This window comes from Spirosoma sp. KUDC1026 (assembly GCF_013375035.1).
In the GTDB taxonomy this organism is placed as follows: Bacteria; Bacteroidota; Bacteroidia; order Cytophagales; family Spirosomataceae; genus Spirosoma.
This window is the reverse complement of the sequence record NZ_CP056032.1, coordinates 665,245-682,437: the sequence shown is the minus strand read 5'-3', so window position 1 is coordinate 682,437 and position 17,193 is coordinate 665,245. Positions and strand designations below refer to the sequence as shown.

Below are 17,193 nucleotides of genomic sequence, written 5' to 3'. Positions count from 1 at the left end.
GGCTGTCTAAATCGATGTAGCAACGTTAAAATAACGTTTCAGCCACGATTCACCAGCAGGCTGCTGCCAGGCTGACAAAAATTCCGCTTTTGTCTTAACAAGCGTATTAAGCAGAATCGAATCTGACGTAATGTGTCCTTCAGCAACGGCCGTTTTTAAAAGCGGCAATGGATACGTAGTAACTGAGCCATCGCTGCTCAGAATAGCCGCCGACCGATCAAAGAAATCAACACCACCTGCCAACTGCTGCCCAATGTCCCGTATTGTCCGGGCCGAAGAGTCAATTGAGCAACCGCTGGGTAGACTATAACCCTCATCTACGCCGACAACAACAAAACGGTTCAAAACAACTTTAGCCGACGCCAATAGGGGCTGGCCATGGGCTGCCCACTGGTTTAAGGCTGGCTGTAGTGCCAGTTCAACGGCCTGTACGTCTTCGCTCGTTAGCGGCTGGTTAGCCTGATACACCCAAACACGGGCGTCGTCGGGAAGTTTATCAAAATCTATCCACATAGTTTTTGTGCTTTGAGCAAGGGGCGGAGGGGTAGGGGCGTGGGGTAAAGGGTTAGGAAATGGTGTATTACCTATACCCTTTGCCCCGGGCCCTTCGCGAAATAAAGTCACAACCCCTGTTTTTGGGCAATGAGTTCCGAAACGTCATATACCTGAACCGAATCCTCACGATTCTTATTCTTAACCCCGTCAGACATCATAGTCATGCAGAATGGACAGGCAACGGCGATCGTATCGGCGCCGGTGGCCAGGGCTTCTTCCACGCGTTCTACGTTGACATCCTTGGTACCAGGCTCCGGTTCCTTAAAGTACTGACCACCGCCAGCCCCGCAGCAGAGTCCATTAGCCCGTACACGTTTCATGTCGACTAAATCAGCATCCAGCGCGGACAATACGTCCCGTGGTGCTTCGTATACCTTGTTGGCCCGACCCAGATAACAGGAATCATGAAACGTAATCTTGCGACCTTTGAATGACTGACCGTCCTGTACGCGAATACGGCCTTCGTTGATCAAACCCTGTAAGAACTGCGAATGGTGAATGACTTCGTACCGACCGCCCAGCTCCGGGTATTCGTTTTTGAGCGTATTGAAGCAGTGCGGGCAGGCCGTCACGATTTTCTTTACGTTATAGGCGTTCAACACCTGAATATTTGATACGGCCTGCATCTGAAACAGGAACTCATTACCAGCCCGGCGGGCGGGGTCGCCCGTGCAGGCCTCTTCTGGCCCCAGAACGGCGAATTTGATACCAACGTGATTTAAAATGCGGACAAAGGCAATCGTTACGCGTTTATACCGGTCATCAAACGAGCCCGCACAACCGACCCAGAACAGGACCTCGGGGTCTTCGCCCGCTGCCGCCATGTCGGCCATCGTGGGTACGCTATATTTTTCTTCAGCTAGCATAATAGTAAGGTTGGATAGTTGAAAAGTTATCGGATCGTATAGTTAACGAGCGTGGAATCATTCACCACCGAGATACCTATATACCCGTACAGCTCTACAACTAGAATTTAACTTCGTTCACTTGCTCGGCCCAGTTGAAGCGGTCGCTTGGCGAGAATTTCCAGGGGGCCATGTTGTTTTCAATATTGCTGAACATAGCATTCCAGGCAGCCGGTGCCTGCGATTCCTCCATGACGCGGTAGCGCCGTAGCTGAAGAATAATGTCAAGTGGGTTAATATTGATCGGGCAGGCATTAATGCATGCCTGACAGGTCGTACAGGCATTTAATTCCTCTGGTGTGATGTAATCACCCAGCAACGACTTATCGTCTTTGTAATCGTATCCGTTCGCCTTCCAGCCTTTCTGAATATCCTCCAGCCGATCGCGCGTATCCATCATAATCTTTCTGGGCGACAGTTTTTTGCCCGTAATATTCGCCGGACAAGCAGCCGTACAGCGACCGCATTCGGTACAGCTGTAGGCGTTCATCAGGTTAATCCACTTCAGATCTTCGACGTCCTTCGCCCCAAATCGACCGATTTCAGCCGATTGCTCGCCATTGTCATTCGCTTGTGATCCGTCAGGCTGCGTAGACAGCGGTAAACCCAGCGCCAGTTGCACTTCTTTTGTGATCTCTGGCATATTCTGCATTTCGCCTTTTGGCTGCAGATCAGAGAAGTACACATTAGGAAAGCCCAGCGCGATGTGCAGATGCTTAGAGTATGTTACGTAGATCGCAAAGGCCAGAATACCCAGGATATGTAACCACCAGGCCGCTCGCTCGTAAGCCACCAGCGCTCTATCGCCGAAGCCTGCGAATAACGGTTTCAGGTATTGACTGATTAGGAAGTCAGGAACGACGCCCTGCAGTTCGCCGTAGTGGCCAACGCCCCGGTCACGCAATACGCTGTCCGATGCGTTCCAAGTCAGGAAGGCAACCATCAGAAAAATTTCGGCGGTTAGGATGATGGTTGCGTCTGAAACAGGCCATCCCCGTAATTCGCGATGCCGACTAGCCTGAAGCCGACTAACACGAGCGATGAATCGACGGCACAGAAAAACAACACACACGGACAACACACCAAACGCCAGCACTTCAAATACGTCGATCAAAATTGGATAAATCGGGGTGATGTAAGGCGCAAAAAGCCGGTGGGTTCCTACTACACCATCCAGGATGATCTCCAGAATCTCCAGATTGATAATGATAAAACCAGCATAAATGACAAAGTGCATGACACCAACCAGTAGATTAGTGAACATCTTCTTTTGCCCGAACGCTACGAGCAACATAGTCTTCAAACGCTCGTCAGCATGATCGAATCGGTTCTCCGGTCGACCTAACTTAATCGCCCGGCTGATGAGCTGAACCCGCTTGGTAATGAACCAGGCGACAACCCCTAATGCAGCTACGAATAAAATTTGCTGAATGATTTCCATATATGCGTTACACTTACTAGTTTGATTATCAGTAGGATTTTGTCTTTGTGTAAATATTTATTTGTCTTCTTGTAGATAAATATTTGTACAAAGACTTTAATCGCTTACTTTTGCACCACGTTAAGACGGTCCGCCGTTGCGGTGATGTAGCTCAGTTGGTAGAGCAAAGGACTGAAAATCCTTGTGTCGGCGGTTCGATTCCGTCCATCACCACCTTCTCATAAGCCCTTCCGCTCGGAGGGGCTTTTTTTATGCCCAGATTTTCTTGAACAGTCATCCTACTACAGAGCTAGTTATTACATTAACTCTAAAAACAGTATGCATGCATACTGTTTTTAGGATGAGCAAATATACAACTCTGTCCCAGCTAAACAACCCCAGTTTGGGGTTGTTTAGGACAAAGGGATGAGAAAAAAGAATATTTTCAGCGGTCTATTCGTAAATAAAGGAGGGAAGCTAGGACTGAACCGCATCGATGTTAATGCCGATTGCGCGCATTAATTGACTGGCGTTGAAGCTCTCACAGATTCCGCTACGAAGGTAATAATCGAAGATTAGCTCACCCTGCTTTAGATCTGACTGGAAATGGTAATTATGCACAAAGCCAGACGAATCGCCGAGTTGACCCAGTTCCAGATCGTGCGTTGATACAAATCCGGAGGCAGTCGTTTGGTGAAGCTGCCGAATCAGGGCTTCGGCTCCCCGATGCCGATCAGCTGAGTTGGTACCTTTCAGGATTTCATCCAGAAAATAGAGCACGGGCAGTGCACCCAATTGCTGCGACAAGCCAATCAGCGTCTGTAGACGCTTAAGCTCGGCATAAAAAGAGGACGTGCTTTCTTCAAGAGAATCCTGCGTACGCATGCTGGTAAAGACTTGCACAGGCGAACAAGTAAAACGCTCAGCGGAGACAACGGCACCAGCAAAGGCGAGTACGACGTTAGCACCGACTGTTCGTAAAAATGTACTCTTTCCCGACATATTGGAGCCAGTGATCAATACGGTCTGACCTGAACCTTCCAGCGAGAGTGAATTGGCTACACTATGCCCGGGAATTAGTAGAGGATGGGCTGCAGCAGTAAAATCCAGCGCAAATTCAGTAGTTGTCAGATCGGGCGTTACGTATGTTGGGTGAGCATACGAAAAACCCGCCAGGCTGTTGAGCGCTTCTAACTCGCCGAGTACCGTAAACCACTGTTCTAGCTTCGGGCCGTGCTCCTGCCGCCAGCGTTCGAGCCGGATCAGGTAATGCATATCCCAAAGCGAGAAAACGCCGAAGAAAAGGTAGAAATAAGGATTTTGGCGGTAGTTCAACCCTTCGGTTAGTTTGGCCAATTGGCCAATGATACCCGAAATCGGTTGCGAATTTGTCACTAACGTATTACGAATTGCCTGGATTTTTGGGCTGGTCCCCGTTAGTTGTTCAGCTTGTTGAAAGAGTACCCTGAACCCTTTTAAAGCGCTTGAGATGGTATACGTCTGGTTGCTGACAAGGGCTGCCTGACTGGCAATTGTTCGCAAAATCAGGGCGTGCACCGCCAGAGAAAGAAGTACAGCAATACCTGGTACGTAACCGGTAAGCCAGGCAATAAATAGTAATAGCGTGATTAGGGGAAATAGAAAACGAACAACGTTCAGGTAAGCGGGTAGGGGCGCTGCCGGTGCTGCTGCCCAAGCAAAAAGGGCGTCAGGGGGACGGTTGATGGACCCCTCTAAATGAGCCAATGCTTCAATTTGTTGTCGCCACTCGATCTGAGGGTTAAGCTCAGCGGCTGCTTGTTGCCGACTTCGAACGATAGCCGGATCGGATGGAGCCAACAGCCAATTGGCCAGGTGTTGCTGTCCAGAGTGGGTGTGGGTTCGGTTGAGTAGACGAAATAATGAGTGCTTGCCAAATACGTCCAGATCGCCCGCGTAGAAATGGGTAGGCGAGCTAAATTTCTCGCCTGTTTCAGTACGTAGATACTGCCGTTTTAGTCGGCCTGCTTCATCCTGATTTACAACGGCCAGATGATGATTCAGATCCCGCTCCCGCTTGATCGCCTGATGCTTTTTAAGTAAAACCATGAAGCCTATAACTCCAATCAGGAGAATTGCTGCGGCCGCTAGTTGCTGATTAGCTTGAATAAGCCCCCAAAGGGTAATAGCCGTGCCTACGAACCAAACTAACCGCCAAAAAGCCAGTTGGTTATGACGGTTTTGCGCTGCCTGTTCTGCCTGTTGAAATTGCTGAATACGTTGGTTAAAAATGGACTCAGGAGTCATACTACTGTCGAGTAATAAAAAAGTCGGCAGTGGAAGCACCGCCGACGTAAAACTATAAACTATACATTGTTATCTGCCCGGTGAGCAATTTTCCTATTTGTTACACCCCTGACAAACACCCTGAATTAATAAGTTCGTCTCTTTTCGGTTGTATCCATCGGGCAAGGCCACAGACGGAATTTGGACGTCGTCCAGGCAGGTCGTCTGACCACAGTTTTCACATTTAAAATGTACGTGGTCGTGGTGATGATGACCATCGGCGCAGGTTTCCCGGCAGAGCGCGTACTTCGTGCCGCCCTCGTCGTCGAGCACCCGATGGATGATACCTTTATCCAGAAAGGTACGTAGCGTCCGATAGATGGTTACCCGGTCATGGTCTGGACTCAGGCCGTTTTCTACGTCGTTATGGGCTAGTGCATGGCCGGCCCCCAAAAACAGATCCAGCACCTCCTCACGACCGGTAGTATGGCGGAGACCAAAATCTTTCAGAAGTTTAGCGGCAACAGTCATAATCAGTCAGGACGATTAACGTATTACTCAATGGGTTCGAACTGCAATTTAACCAGGTTGGCATAGACACCATTTTCCTGGGTAGCTAATTCATCGTGCGTACCGGTTTCAACAATCTGGCCTTCGCGAATCACGTAGATCGTGTCTACTTTCCGGATCGTTGCCAGCCGGTGGGCAATAATAATGGTCGTCCGATTCTGCATCAGCTCGTCCAGCGCTTCCTGTACCAGTCGTTCCGATTCGGCATCCAGCGAGCTGGTTGCTTCGTCGAGCACCAGAATGGCCGGGTCTTTCAGAATCGCGCGGGCAATGGCGATACGCTGCCGCTGACCACCCGATAACTTAACACCACGCTCACCCACAACGGTTTCAAATCCTTCCGGAAATGACTCGATGAACGCCAGGGCATTGGCCTTGCGGGCTGCTTCGCGTACTTCGGTATCGGTTGCATTGACTTTGCCGTACTTGATATTTTCCATAATCGTACCGCCAAAAAGCATCACCTCCTGAGGCACAACGGCAATGTTTTTCCGAAGATCGGTAATGTTAAAGCTGTTCAGGTCGCGCCCGTCGACAGTGATATGGCCACCGCCAAGTGCGTAGTATCGCATCAGTAACTGAACGATAGTCGACTTACCAGCTCCACTCTGACCCACCAGTGCGATTTTATGCCCCGCGGCTACATCCAGCGAAATACCTTTCAGGACGGGGACGTCAGGACGGGTAGGGTAGGAGAACGCTACGTCGTTGAAACGAACATGCCCATGAACCGGGACAAACAAGGGCGATTCCTCGGCGGGATTAACTTCGGCATCTTCGCCCAGAATTTCGAGAATCCGTTCGGAAGCCCCTACCGTTTTTTGCAGTTGTGCATACAGATCGCCCATACCGGCTACCGAGCCGCCAATGAACATCGTATAGACCAGGAACGTAAGCAAGTCGGCAAAGGGCATCTGATTGTCCAGTACCAGTGAACCACCGTACCAGACTACGCCGATGATGCCGCCAAAGAGGGCGAAGATGACGAACGAAACAAAGATCCCCCGGAACGTAGCCGCGCGCAGAGCCGTTGCCACCACCCGCTGCAGAGCCGACCCATACCGGTCTATTTCCAGCCGTTCGTTCGTGAATGCCTTCACGATATTGACTGATTGCAGCGTTTCTTCAACAATAACGTTGGCCGAGGCCAACTGGTCCTGCGCCTGTTTCGAGAGCGAACGGATAAATCGTCCAAAAACGATGGCTGCGACAATAATGACTGGGAAGGTACCCAGCATAAACAGCGTCAGTTTCCAGGAAACGTAAAAAATAATACCCGTACCGATCAGCAGCGTAGCAATCTGCCGAAATAATTCCGCCAGGGTGAGCGTCAAGACATCCTGCAACTGGGATATGTCAGCCGAAATGCGGCTGGTCAGTTCACCCACCCGGCGCTGTTCGAAGAAGGGAACCGGTAACGTAATGATTTTGCTGTAGGTAGCCTGCCGCACGTCTGCCATGGCCCGCTCGCTGACCTGCGAAAAAAGATAAATGCGGAAAAACGAAAAAATGGCCTGAGCCACCAGTACGCCGACAAAAAATAAGGTTACCTGGTTAAGCGTGAAATCTGATTTTCCCTGGATAACACTGGTGATCTGACCGATTAGCAAGCCGAAGCTCATGGTCGTTCCGGCGGATAAAATCAGGAAAATGAAGCCTATTGCGTACTGAAATCGGTACGGTTTGACGAACCGGAAAATGCTGAGTACTTTTTTAAAGCCAGCCCGATCTAATTTTCGTTTATCGTTGACATCGTCGTCAACTGCTTGTCTGCGTTTTGCCATTGTTGATGCTCGCGCTCACATAGCGCTTCTGAGTGGACTATCCTTGTCGGCTTGTCCGTAAAAACTATTCGTCGTCTTTCTGCCCCTTATAACCTGACTCGGCGAAAATCTGCCGGGCATCGGCGTTACGCATTAAATCGGCTATGCCAACGCTGGTATGTTTATCATGATAAAGACCAACGATTCGCCAGCCAACCCACCGACCTATAGCGCCCGGACAGGCCGAACCGATCTCGGCGGTATATGGACGCTCATTCAAATATCGCTGTTTTATGGATGGGTTTGTCTGATACAGCAGTTGATTGTCAATAAAATGTCCCCAAACCAGGTCCTGGGCATTAAACGTTTCGGTGAGTTGCTTGTCTGTATAACCGATCACCAGACTATCTGCTACGTTAGGCAGCATGGTCTTGGTAAAGACGTAACTTTTGCCGTAATAGACCATATCGGCCAGCAACGTCTGGTCGGTGCGATTGGTGGCGTTATACTTGTCGGACAGGGCCGTAACGATCGCAGGGGCAATAAACTCTTGTTGGTATCGACGCAGAATGTAAGCCGGATATTCGGGTCCCTTAGGACGATACTTGGCCGTCGGACCCGCGAAATAGTCGAGGCCAATAACAATGAGGCTATCCGTAACGACCAGATCGGGGCCAAGAAAGCCGCTGACAACGGTAACGACTTTGGGCGTCCGGAAATCCGGAAAGTCTTTTTTTATGTTAGTAAATGCTTCGGACAATTGGGCATTGAGATCGCTCAGGTCGCCAAACTGCTGCTGGAGCTGACTACTAAACTCGTTGAGGGCCGGGTTATTTACCCGTTCTGTCAATTCACGGACAAGGGCTGTATCATTACTGGTCTCGTTCGCGTTAAAGTACAATTGAGCAACTGAAGGGTTCTGATTCAGAAAAGCCTGAATCTGGGCGGGAGTTTTAGCCGTAAACAGTTGCTGGTCGAGCCGGACGAAGGTTATTTCCTCCTGTTTTGTGCACGATAAAAGGAAAAATAAACAAAGAGTACCAACTAGGCCGATGAAGCCGGGAAGCGTCCGTAGTCGCATGAAATCAGGGTTTTCTGTCTTGAAAACAGACAAAATTATGAAAAAAGTTGCAGGCCTAAGTTTGATTTTCGTCATGCTGGTAGTTGCCGAAAGTTGGTCACAGACACCGTCACGGGCTCTCTACCAACTGCGGACAAAGGAGTCGGGTGTAACCGAACGGCGCTTTCGCAAGATCCTCGGCGACAATTACGATGGTCAGGATCAGAATCGACGCGATTACAACGATGATCGCAAAAAACGTCGGCGTAAACAGGCCGTTGGTGCCACTGCCGACGCCACTCCAGACTATGCCTGGCCAACGCACCTGATCGAAATGGGGATTCGATTCGCGCCTTCGCTGAATCTGAATACCGCTTCGGGCGTGGGTAACTACGCTGGTTTCCGTGATAACGGCGCGGGGGTACGAATGAGTATTGGCCCTACGCTCGATTATTATTTTTTCAAAGATCGCTACGCGTTTGGTACGGGGCTTTGGTACACGATCAAACGTTCCGGTTTTCAGATGCCGGGCTCGTTTGGTGAGACGCGCTTTACGCCCGGAGCCAGCTACAAAGAGTCGATCTATAATTTGCAGTATCTACAATTGCCTGCCACGGTGAAGATGTTTGCGAATAACATTGCCCCCGGAGTCCGGCTCTACGTACAAACAGGTGGCTTACTAAGCCTGAAACTCGCCGAAAAACCACTGGAGCAGGAGCGTAACGCGCTGTACCTGGCGGAGAGTGGCGGCAACCGACGTCAGTACAGTTTCGGCGACATTGAATTGTTGCTAGGCACTGGCGTTCAGTACAAGATCAACGAGAGTAACGCCTTTAACCTGGGCGTGAGTTACCAGCGAGGGTTGTTGAACATTGCGCGCGGGAATCAACTGGTCTCTAAAAGCCGAATCGTTGCGCTGGAGCTAGGCTTCCAGTTTTAGAGAATTATGGAAAGACGTAAGAGAAAAGAGCGCTGCCAGCGACTGCTTTCTCTTACGTCTTTCCACTTACCTCTCCTGTCAAATTCTCATATCAATACCTTTCTCGCGGAGGTAACCTTTCAATTCAGGAATATCGATTTCCTTGAAGTGGAAGATACTCGCGGCCAGACCCGCGTCAGCTTTACCTGTCGTGAACACATCGACAAAGTGATCCATCGTACCGGCTCCCCCCGACGCGATGACCGGAATATTGGCCGCGCCCGAAATCTGGGCCGTCAATTCCAGTGCGAACCCGGCCTTGGTGCCGTCGGAGTCCATCGAGGTCAGCAGAATTTCACCCGCCCCCCGTTCTTCCACTTCTTTCGCCCAGGCGATAGTACGTAGCTCTGTTGGCCGCCGACCACCGTGCGTGTGGACGATGTGCTGGGCGGCTTGGGGCGTTGGGGTATAGGGCTGGGGTTCTGCGATACCCCCTAAACCCACTGCCCCCAACCCTTCGCCCACATACCGGGTGTCGATGGCTACGACAACGCACTGACTGCCGAACTCAAGAGCTAGTTCATTAATCAAACCGGGGTTGCGAACGGCTGATGAGTTAATCGAGATTTTGTCGGCACCGGCGTTGAGTAGCGCTGATACGTCGGCTACCGACGAAATGCCGCCACCCACCGTAAACGGAATGTTGATGGTATGTGCTACGTTCCGGACCAGGTCGATCAGCGTCTTGCGTTCGTCGACAGTAGCGGTAATGTCCAGAAAAACCAGTTCGTCGGCTCCCTGTTCGGCGTAGATGGCCGCTAGAGCTACCGGATCTCCAGCGTCGCGTAGGTTGACAAAATTAGTACCCTTAACCGTCCGCCCGTCTTTAATGTCCAGGCAGGGAATAATGCGTTTGGTAAGCATGGTTCAGTATTTTTCGATCAGCTTGCGCTGCATGAAAAGATCAGGATTGTCGAGGGGCGTAAAGCCAAATTGAGTGTATAGTGAATGAGCGTCTTTGGTGACAAGTACCCAGCGACGCAGGCCTTGCAGATCGGGATAGTTTGAAATCGTTTCAACCAGAAACTTAGACAAGCCTTTACCCCGGTGGCTGGGCACCACAAACACATCAGACAGATAAGCAAACGTAGCAAGGTCGCTGATGACCCGGGCAAAACCAACCTGCTGCTCACGGTAATAAATCCCGAAGCAGATCGAGTTGTCGATAGCCCGCTGAACCAGTTCACGCGGGATGTTCAGCGCCCAGTACGAATCCTGGCTTAAAAACTGGTGGATGACATCCAGATTAAGTTTCTTTTTATCCGTGCTGATAGTGTAGTCGTTGGTCATTTTACCTGGTGTATATTTCTCTAGCCTCGTCGCGTCCTACTATGTCCGATCGGAACAACAATATAAAATCGCGTACTCTACCGGAAGAAAAAGATGGGGCTGGTTTGAAAAGCAGAAAAAGCTGAATTTTGAGGTGCTCAAACCAACCAAAACCAGCTTTCTCTGATGAACCCGGAGGTCTTTACAAAGGTAAAAAAATTTTGATCTTGTGCCGCTAGCCACTAATCTGGCCCGTCAAAAGTGTTTTGTAGGGGCTGTCACGGGGCTCATCCACGCCAAGAATGTGCAATTACCTCAGATCGCTAAAGGCTTCAATAGCCATCGATCCAATCAAGCTAATGAACGACGACTTCAGGCCTTTTTGACTGATTACCGCTTTGACTATGATCGAATTGCTCTACTACTGACCTTGTTCATCCCTCGTGGCCGAATCACGCTTTGCCTAGACCGTACCGAATGGGATTTCGGCAAATGTCAAGTCAATGTGTTAATGATAACAGCCCGCTGTGGCGAGGTCGCAGTACCTCTGTTTTGGGAGTTGCTCAACAACAAAAGCGGCAATTCCGCCGTGAGTGATCGAGTCGATGTGCTGGAAAAGACTATTAACTTATTGGGCCTGGCCCGGATCAGTTTACTGGTAGCCGATCGAGAGTTTGTGGGAGCTAAGTGGGTTAAAGTACTCATCGACAAGCAAATACCTTTTTGTCTTCGCTTGCCAAAAACTCACCCCATTCGGTTGCGAAACGGAGAATGTTGGCTAGTGGATGACTTATTAGTGGCGCACAAACAGCGGTTTTATCAACACGTACTGGTGGATGGGCAGTGGGTCAACGTCTATCTTAAACAACTCGATAAGCACGAGATACTGTATTTGATTGGTAGTCCAGACGCCCATGAGTTAGGTAGGTTGTATCGTCGTCGATGGTCAATTGAGACGCTTTTCCAAAGCCTTAAAGCGCGCGGATTCGATCTGGAGTCTTCTCATTTACAATCGCTTGATAAGCTAAAGAAATTGATTGGTCTGGTAGCCATGGCCTTTGGTTTTTGTCTGGTGGCGGGTCATCATTATCACCGCAAGGTGCGATTGATTCCCCTGAAAGGTCACGGTTACAAGAGTCTAAGTTATTTCCGGAAGGGCAAAGATGAGTTGCAAGACTGGCTAATGGGCAAACCCATTGCTCTGTACGCTGTCTGGGAAGCCGCTTTAGAACGTGCTTACCGATGGCTAAAGTGGCAACTAACTTACCCGGTAGAAATCTTCCGGTAGAGTAAAAATCGCGTAGAATACCAACCATATTCTGTAACTCTTCGGCCTGGAGTTCACGTTCAGAATAGTGATATGGATTGACGCTGGTATAAACTCGATAGCTGTTTGCACCGAATATCTCGAATAGATAGTATTCGCCATCTCCAACGATATTTCTTTTTTTCTGCTATCCTATACCCTTTGAGCGTAAAGCTCCCGTCTGCCTGCATGCCAGCCTTAACTGTATCTGTAATTGGCTGGGGCTTATACGGAGGGTATAACCGGTCAAATACAACACGCTCATCTGGTAGCGTGAGAATGTTCCTCCTCATCAGCCTGTCCCAAAACGCATGAGTGGGAGTAATCGTTGGTCGTTGCCTTTTTGCGGACCGAAAGTTCTCTCTCTTCCAATTGATTACGTACCGTCTGGCTTTGAGTCTCTTCTTTATCTTACGCAGAGTATAGGCTACCTGAGCATCACCATACTTCAGGGCCACACGGTTCCATATCCGCACTTCATATTCACCTTCTTTTAGGGCTGGATATTTCAAATGCATCTGTTTTTGTTAGCTTTGGAAACAGGCTTTTTGCTGTCGAGTCAGCCGAAGTGCCAGCCCATATTTCTGCACTTAACAATAAAAAGCCAAGAAGGTAGAGTAGCTGTTTCATAACATGTCTATGACATATAGATATCACTTTCTCCACTGTAACTCGCTCTTTATAAACCCCTTCATCGATGATGATACCAAACAGGGCCATGTCAGGCACGAATGGTGTCATCGTCAATCATTTTATCTTGTGCTGGTTGCCTTTTATCGCCCTATCTGATCGGACCTGAAAATGATGCTCAAGCCGTTAAGGATGCCTGTTACTTGATGCAGCTCTTCAGAATCAGGATAGGCCTCTATGTAGCTGAACGGATTGCTATAACCGTAGGACCTATAAGTATTGTGGCCAAATACTTCAAACGAATATCCTTCACCATCGAGAACAAGTATTCGCTTTCTTCGGCTACGTCGTGCTTTTACAGTAATCTCACCGTTGTTAATTTCATTCCAGGTTGAGTCTTTTGGCTGTCTGGTATGTACTTCTTCCAGTACGGTTGAGAGATTCGGCAACGTCAGTAAGTAATGTTTTTGCAGCTGGTCCCACAAGGCGGTCGTAATCTTTGCCGTTGGCTTTACACGAATGGCGTATTGAAATCCATCTTTGTTAGACTCGATCAAGTACTTTGCGACTGTAAATCGCTTCTTCGTTTTCCGTAAGACGTAAGCAAGGTGGGCGTCTCCATATTTCAGCGCTACCGTTTGCCAGATACGTACCTCGTACTCTTCCGGTTTCAACTTCGGCGCTTTCAACCCCATCTGCATTGCCAGGTTTTGGAAGCGACGCTGCTGGGTTGAATCAGTCAAGATTCCGGCGAACGTGACAGGCAATCCTATCAGCGAGAGAAACAGAAAAAGCAGCGACCACTTCATTGCAACAATCAGGCGTTGTGAATAGCCGACAATTCCTTCAACGTAACGCGGCCTTCGTAAATCGCTTTGCCGACGATGACGCCAAACAGACCCATATCGGCCAGCGTTTCTACATCGGCCATGTTGCTGACACCCCCGCTGGCAATGATATTCAGATCGGGCAGTTGGTCCTGTAAGTTGCGGTACAACTCGAATGAAGGACCTTGTAGTAATCCGTCCTTCGCTACGTCGGTGCTGATAACATACTTGACGCTTTTCTCGACCCACTGCTGTACGAAATCATACACCCATACATCGGTGCCTTCTTCCCAGCCACTCACCGCGATTTTTTCGTTTTTAGCATCGGCCCCCAGTATGATAGCTTCCGGTCCGTACTGCGTCAGCCAGCGTTCCAGGACATCGGGTTGCTTGACGGCAATGCTACCCCCTGTGATCTGTTTCGCACCGCACTCAAACACCACGCGCAAATCGTCATCCGACTGAACACCCCCGCCAAAATCAACGTGCAGACCGGTTTTAGTAGCAATCAGTTCCAGCACTTTCCAGTTGATGACACGTTTGGCTTTAGCGCCGTCGAGATCGACTAGATGCAATCGCGTCAGACCAGCGTCTTCAAACTGCATGGCTACGTCGAGGGGCCGGGCGTTGTATTCTTTTTTCTGGTTGTAGTCGCCCTGCGTCAGCCGAACGGCTTTGCCGTCAATCAAGTCGATAGCGGGAATGATATGCATGAAAAATTGGAGAGGAGAGATTTAAGACTAGAGAAAAAAGATTCTATATGGAAAACGTCTGGAAGTATAGTTTGGTCCAGAGTGGGAAGGGTAGAAAGAAAATAGACAGAAAACCTCTGCTGAGCTTTCGCTGGAGTCCAAACAACATTCGTTGAATTTCTTGTACTTTGAGTATGACTGGGTCAAGTTTTTCTTGCTCCAGAAAACCTAAATCATAAGCGAGCAACAGCTGTGTTTCGACTTCATAAGCAGAAGAAAGACTAATTGATAAAAATCGAACAAAATCTCGGTCAGAGCGGCCCGAGCCTTCTGCAATATTGGACGGAATAGAAATTGAAGCACGTCTCACCTGAGACGTTAAACCAAACCGTTCATCTTCCGGAAACCGTGTTGTAAGCACATAAATATCCTTAACAAGTGCACGTGCTACCTGCCACACTTTGAGTTCTCGAAAATTATGCGCGTCCATTATTGGTGGATTTTATCTATCGTCTTTTGTCTATTATCTTTTCTCCAATTGAAGAAAGTTTTCGAGAATGCGTTGGCCGACGTTACCGCTGATTTCGGCGTGAAATTGAGCGGCATAGAAGTTATCTCGGTGCAGCATAGCGCTGAATGGTCGGCCGTACTCGCAAACAGCCGTTGTGTAGTCACAAACATCGGCCGCGTAGCTGTGGACGAAATAGACATACGCGTTTTCGGCCATTCCTTCCGTAAGCGGACCACGTAACGAATACAGATTATTCCATCCCGTATGTGGTACTTTCAAACCTGAGTCAGCAGGTAACCGCCGGACGTCAATGTCGAAGATACCCATGCAGGTCGCGTCGTTTTCTTCTGAGTGACGACACATCAACTGCATACCCACACAGGTACCCAATACGGGTTGTTTCAGCGATGGAATTAGTTTATCCAAACCGCGTTGTCGCAGATACGCCATAGCTGTACTGGCTTCACCCACTCCCGGAAAAATTACCTTGTCAGCCGACCGAATCTCGGCTTCATCGTCGGTAAGCAGGTAACTGGCTCCCAGTCGATCGAGCGCGTACATAACCGACTGAACATTACCAGCGTTGTATTTAATAATTACAGTTTTCATATAATGAAAAACCCGGCTCATTGGCAGAACCGGGCTTTGTGTGTATCAGCGTGAAGAATCAGTCAATACGAATCACAGAAACAACCCATCGTCTGCCGTCAGTGCCGGGCATGATGATGAAAAAAATGTGTTTCTGTTGTAATCATAGAGCAAATTTATGGTTGTCGGCTGGCAAATCAAAATAACATGGCTCAGTCCAGGCTGGCTAGGAATCAAGTTTCCGTATCCTGATCTTTTGCGTTGTCACGGTTGTAAAACAGCCGATCAAGTCGTTAATACGTTCTGAAAGGAGTTTGGTAAGGATGAATTCCATTTGGGCTGTCTCCTTGAAACTATAACGTAGAAAAAGAATGCTGACCCCCTTTACGTGGTGAGCAAATACCCATTCGCCAAAATCTTTGTCCTCAGTTAGGATAATGCGGGGTGGGTTTCGCGATAGCTCAATTACTTCCTCATCGTGGATGCCACTGTTCGACTCATTTATCGAGTGTACCTGAATACCGAGCTGTCTAATAGCCGCGATAAGTCGATGATCTATATTCTCGTCGGCGAGAATCATTCAGCATAATCATTTCTTCAGTGGCTAGTAAGTCTGACGCGTAGGTCAGTGCTGCAAAAACATCAGCTTCCGCCAACGTTGGATACGTTACCAGCAAATCGGTCGTTGTTGCTCCTTCAGAGAGTTTACGCAGTATCAATTCAACAGTTATCCGGGTGCCTTTAATAACAGGCTTTCCCAGCATAACCTGGTGATTCGCAGTGATTCGATCTCTGTAATTCATGCTACAATGTACAACTAAAATAAACTACCCTGCACCACTTGGGGCTGAAGAACGGGCTCGCGGAGGTTGAGGCCACAATGTTTGTTCAGCTCGCGAACCCAGTACAGAATTAGTTCAGGAGCCGTATCGTTGTCGCCACCGCCGTGTATAAATAAGTAAGCCGTTTGCAAGCCTTTCTCAAACCAGGTTTTCAGTCGCTGAACCCAGGCGTCAGTGCGGGTGTAGTCGGTAGGATGACCTTCATTCGCAATAAAGCGTAATGTCAATACTGGACTGCTTAGTCCCATGTGAAGAACATCGCGCCGGCCGGCCACATCCGAGATAACAACGTGCCGACGCAGGTTGTACAGCCGCTCTAAGGTATGTGTCCAGATACTGGTTTTACTGAACCAGTCGGGATGACGGAATTCAACGGCTACACTTAATTCGTCGGGTAAAGATTTCAGATACGTTTCGAGCAACGGCCATTTGTCTGGGCCGAAGGTGGGAGGGAGCTGTAGAAACGTCATGCCCAGATACTCTTCCAGTCCTAAAACCGCGTTAACAAATTCTTCGGTCAGGCTCTCGGTTGCAATCAACTGCCGCTCGTGGCTAATGGCCTGAGGAAATTTTGGGCAGTAGACAAAGCCGTCGATGGCATCGGCTTTCCACTTGTCGATCATACCCGGCGTGGGAATCTGGTAATGCGTCAGATTTAGCTCGATGGTGTTGAACTGACGGGTGTAATAATGCAGAAAATCACGCTCTTTGGCGGTAGATGGATAGACCTTACCAACGTAATCTTTGTTGGCCCAGATCGGACCACCAATGAACACGGCCGGACGACGCGGGGGTTCAACGTCGGTCCATATCCGAGCATTGAACGCCATACCGGGGGGTAACGCAAAGTTTACGGCATCAATGTTCGTAGTTTTCCCAAATTCCATAGCCGTCTTGATGAAGTATAAGCATAAAACGGCTAAAGGCATCCTTTCGTTTTTACGCCCTAGCCAATTTAACTAATTTTGCTGTTCTAGTTCTATGACGGGGTACATTCTGTATACCAGGGGG

General features: G+C 49.1%; 19 protein-coding genes and 1 tRNA gene. 3 read left to right on the top strand and 17 right to left on the bottom strand.

Features of this window, described 5'->3' with window-relative positions; translation table 11 throughout:
* Positions 1-6 precede the first annotated feature (6 nt).
* From HU175_RS02920 to HU175_RS02910, 3 genes are all read right to left on the bottom strand, one after another.
* A complete protein-coding gene (locus tag HU175_RS02920; RefSeq protein ID WP_176565159.1) occupies positions 7-513 on the bottom strand; it encodes a hypothetical protein in 507 nt (168 codons plus the stop codon).
* 107 nt (positions 514-620) lie between these two features.
* Complete coding sequence (locus HU175_RS02915) at positions 621-1,421, bottom strand: (Fe-S)-binding protein (protein WP_228724301.1); 801 nt, start codon at positions 1,419-1,421, stop codon at positions 621-623.
* A gap of 100 nt (positions 1,422-1,521) precedes the next feature.
* Entirely contained in the window at positions 1,522-2,901 is a 1,380-nt protein-coding gene (locus tag HU175_RS02910) for a 4Fe-4S dicluster domain-containing protein (protein WP_176565158.1), read from the bottom strand.
* Between the two features lie 140 nt (positions 2,902-3,041).
* Between HU175_RS02910 and HU175_RS02905 the strand changes: the two genes are divergently transcribed.
* Positions 3,042-3,114: transfer RNA gene (locus HU175_RS02905), tRNA-Phe, on the top strand.
* Between the two features lie 243 nt (positions 3,115-3,357).
* Here HU175_RS02905 and HU175_RS02900 read toward each other — a convergent pair.
* The 4 genes from HU175_RS02900 to HU175_RS02885 all read right to left on the bottom strand — a co-directional run bounded on the left by HU175_RS02900 (position 3,358) and on the right by HU175_RS02885 (position 8,559).
* A complete protein-coding gene (locus tag HU175_RS02900) occupies positions 3,358-5,166 on the bottom strand; it encodes a MutS-related protein (RefSeq protein WP_176565157.1) in 1,809 nt (602 codons plus the stop codon).
* 93 nt (positions 5,167-5,259) lie between these two features.
* The gene (locus HU175_RS02895) at positions 5,260-5,676 is read right to left on the bottom strand and encodes a Fur family transcriptional regulator (protein WP_176565156.1); all 417 of its coding nucleotides are present in this window, start codon (positions 5,674-5,676) and stop codon (positions 5,260-5,262) included.
* A 23-nt stretch (positions 5,677-5,699) separates the two neighbouring features.
* On the bottom strand, positions 5,700-7,499 hold the full coding sequence (locus tag HU175_RS02890) for an ABC transporter ATP-binding protein (RefSeq protein ID WP_176565155.1): 1,800 nt from the start codon (positions 7,497-7,499) through the stop codon (positions 5,700-5,702).
* 64 nt (positions 7,500-7,563) lie between these two features.
* Complete coding sequence (locus tag HU175_RS02885; RefSeq protein WP_176565154.1) at positions 7,564-8,559, bottom strand: gliding motility protein; 996 nt, start codon at positions 8,557-8,559, stop codon at positions 7,564-7,566.
* A gap of 37 nt (positions 8,560-8,596) precedes the next feature.
* Here HU175_RS02885 and HU175_RS02880 point away from each other — a divergent pair, with 37 nt between their 5' ends.
* Positions 8,597-9,478, top strand: coding sequence for a porin family protein (locus tag HU175_RS02880; protein WP_176565153.1), 882 nt, complete (start codon positions 8,597-8,599; stop codon positions 9,476-9,478).
* Positions 9,479-9,556: 78 nt separating this feature from the next.
* On the opposite strand, the gene hisF is transcribed toward HU175_RS02880, so the two are convergent.
* Complete coding sequence (gene hisF, locus HU175_RS02875; RefSeq protein WP_176565152.1) at positions 9,557-10,381, bottom strand: imidazole glycerol phosphate synthase subunit HisF; 825 nt, start codon at positions 10,379-10,381, stop codon at positions 9,557-9,559.
* Positions 10,382-10,384: 3 nt separating this feature from the next.
* Positions 10,385-10,807: a GNAT family N-acetyltransferase gene (locus tag HU175_RS02870; protein WP_176565151.1), complete on the bottom strand. Its 423-nt coding sequence runs from the start codon at positions 10,805-10,807 to the stop codon at positions 10,385-10,387.
* Between the two features lie 208 nt (positions 10,808-11,015).
* On the opposite strand from HU175_RS02870, the gene HU175_RS02865 reads away from it, so the two are divergent.
* Positions 11,016-12,074 carry an IS4 family transposase gene (locus HU175_RS02865; RefSeq protein ID WP_176565150.1) on the top strand — a complete coding sequence of 353 codons (1,059 nt, stop codon included), beginning with the start codon at positions 11,016-11,018 and terminating at the stop codon, positions 12,072-12,074.
* Positions 12,075-12,575: 501 nt separating this feature from the next.
* Here HU175_RS02865 and HU175_RS02860 read toward each other — a convergent pair.
* From HU175_RS02860 to HU175_RS02825, 8 genes are all read right to left on the bottom strand, one after another.
* On the bottom strand, positions 12,576-12,833 hold the full coding sequence (locus HU175_RS02860; protein WP_176565149.1) for a hypothetical protein: 258 nt from the start codon (positions 12,831-12,833) through the stop codon (positions 12,576-12,578).
* A 32-nt stretch (positions 12,834-12,865) separates the two neighbouring features.
* Positions 12,866-13,531, bottom strand: a complete 666-nt coding sequence (locus tag HU175_RS02855) for a hypothetical protein (RefSeq protein ID WP_176565148.1) — start codon at positions 13,529-13,531, stop codon at positions 12,866-12,868.
* 8 nt (positions 13,532-13,539) lie between these two features.
* Positions 13,540-14,262 carry a 1-(5-phosphoribosyl)-5-[(5-phosphoribosylamino)methylideneamino]imidazole-4-carboxamide isomerase gene (gene hisA, locus HU175_RS02850; RefSeq protein ID WP_176565147.1) on the bottom strand — a complete coding sequence of 241 codons (723 nt, stop codon included), beginning with the start codon at positions 14,260-14,262 and terminating at the stop codon, positions 13,540-13,542.
* A 43-nt stretch (positions 14,263-14,305) separates the two neighbouring features.
* The gene (locus tag HU175_RS02845; protein ID WP_176565146.1) at positions 14,306-14,731 is read right to left on the bottom strand and encodes a four helix bundle protein; all 426 of its coding nucleotides are present in this window, start codon (positions 14,729-14,731) and stop codon (positions 14,306-14,308) included.
* A gap of 33 nt (positions 14,732-14,764) precedes the next feature.
* Positions 14,765-15,361 (bottom strand): imidazole glycerol phosphate synthase subunit HisH, encoded by a 597-nt coding sequence (gene hisH / locus HU175_RS02840; protein ID WP_176565145.1) that lies wholly within the window; start codon positions 15,359-15,361, stop codon positions 14,765-14,767.
* A gap of 205 nt (positions 15,362-15,566) precedes the next feature.
* Entirely contained in the window at positions 15,567-15,920 is a 354-nt protein-coding gene (locus HU175_RS25075) for a DUF5615 family PIN-like protein (RefSeq protein WP_176565144.1), read from the bottom strand.
* A complete protein-coding gene (locus HU175_RS02830) occupies positions 15,871-16,143 on the bottom strand; it encodes a DUF433 domain-containing protein (RefSeq protein ID WP_176565143.1) in 273 nt (90 codons plus the stop codon). Before HU175_RS02830 ends, HU175_RS25075 begins: the two co-directional genes overlap by 50 nt.
* 14 nt (positions 16,144-16,157) lie before the next feature.
* Positions 16,158-17,069 carry a DUF72 domain-containing protein gene (locus tag HU175_RS02825; RefSeq protein WP_176565142.1) on the bottom strand — a complete coding sequence of 304 codons (912 nt, stop codon included), beginning with the start codon at positions 17,067-17,069 and terminating at the stop codon, positions 16,158-16,160.
* Positions 17,070-17,193 lie beyond the last annotated feature (124 nt).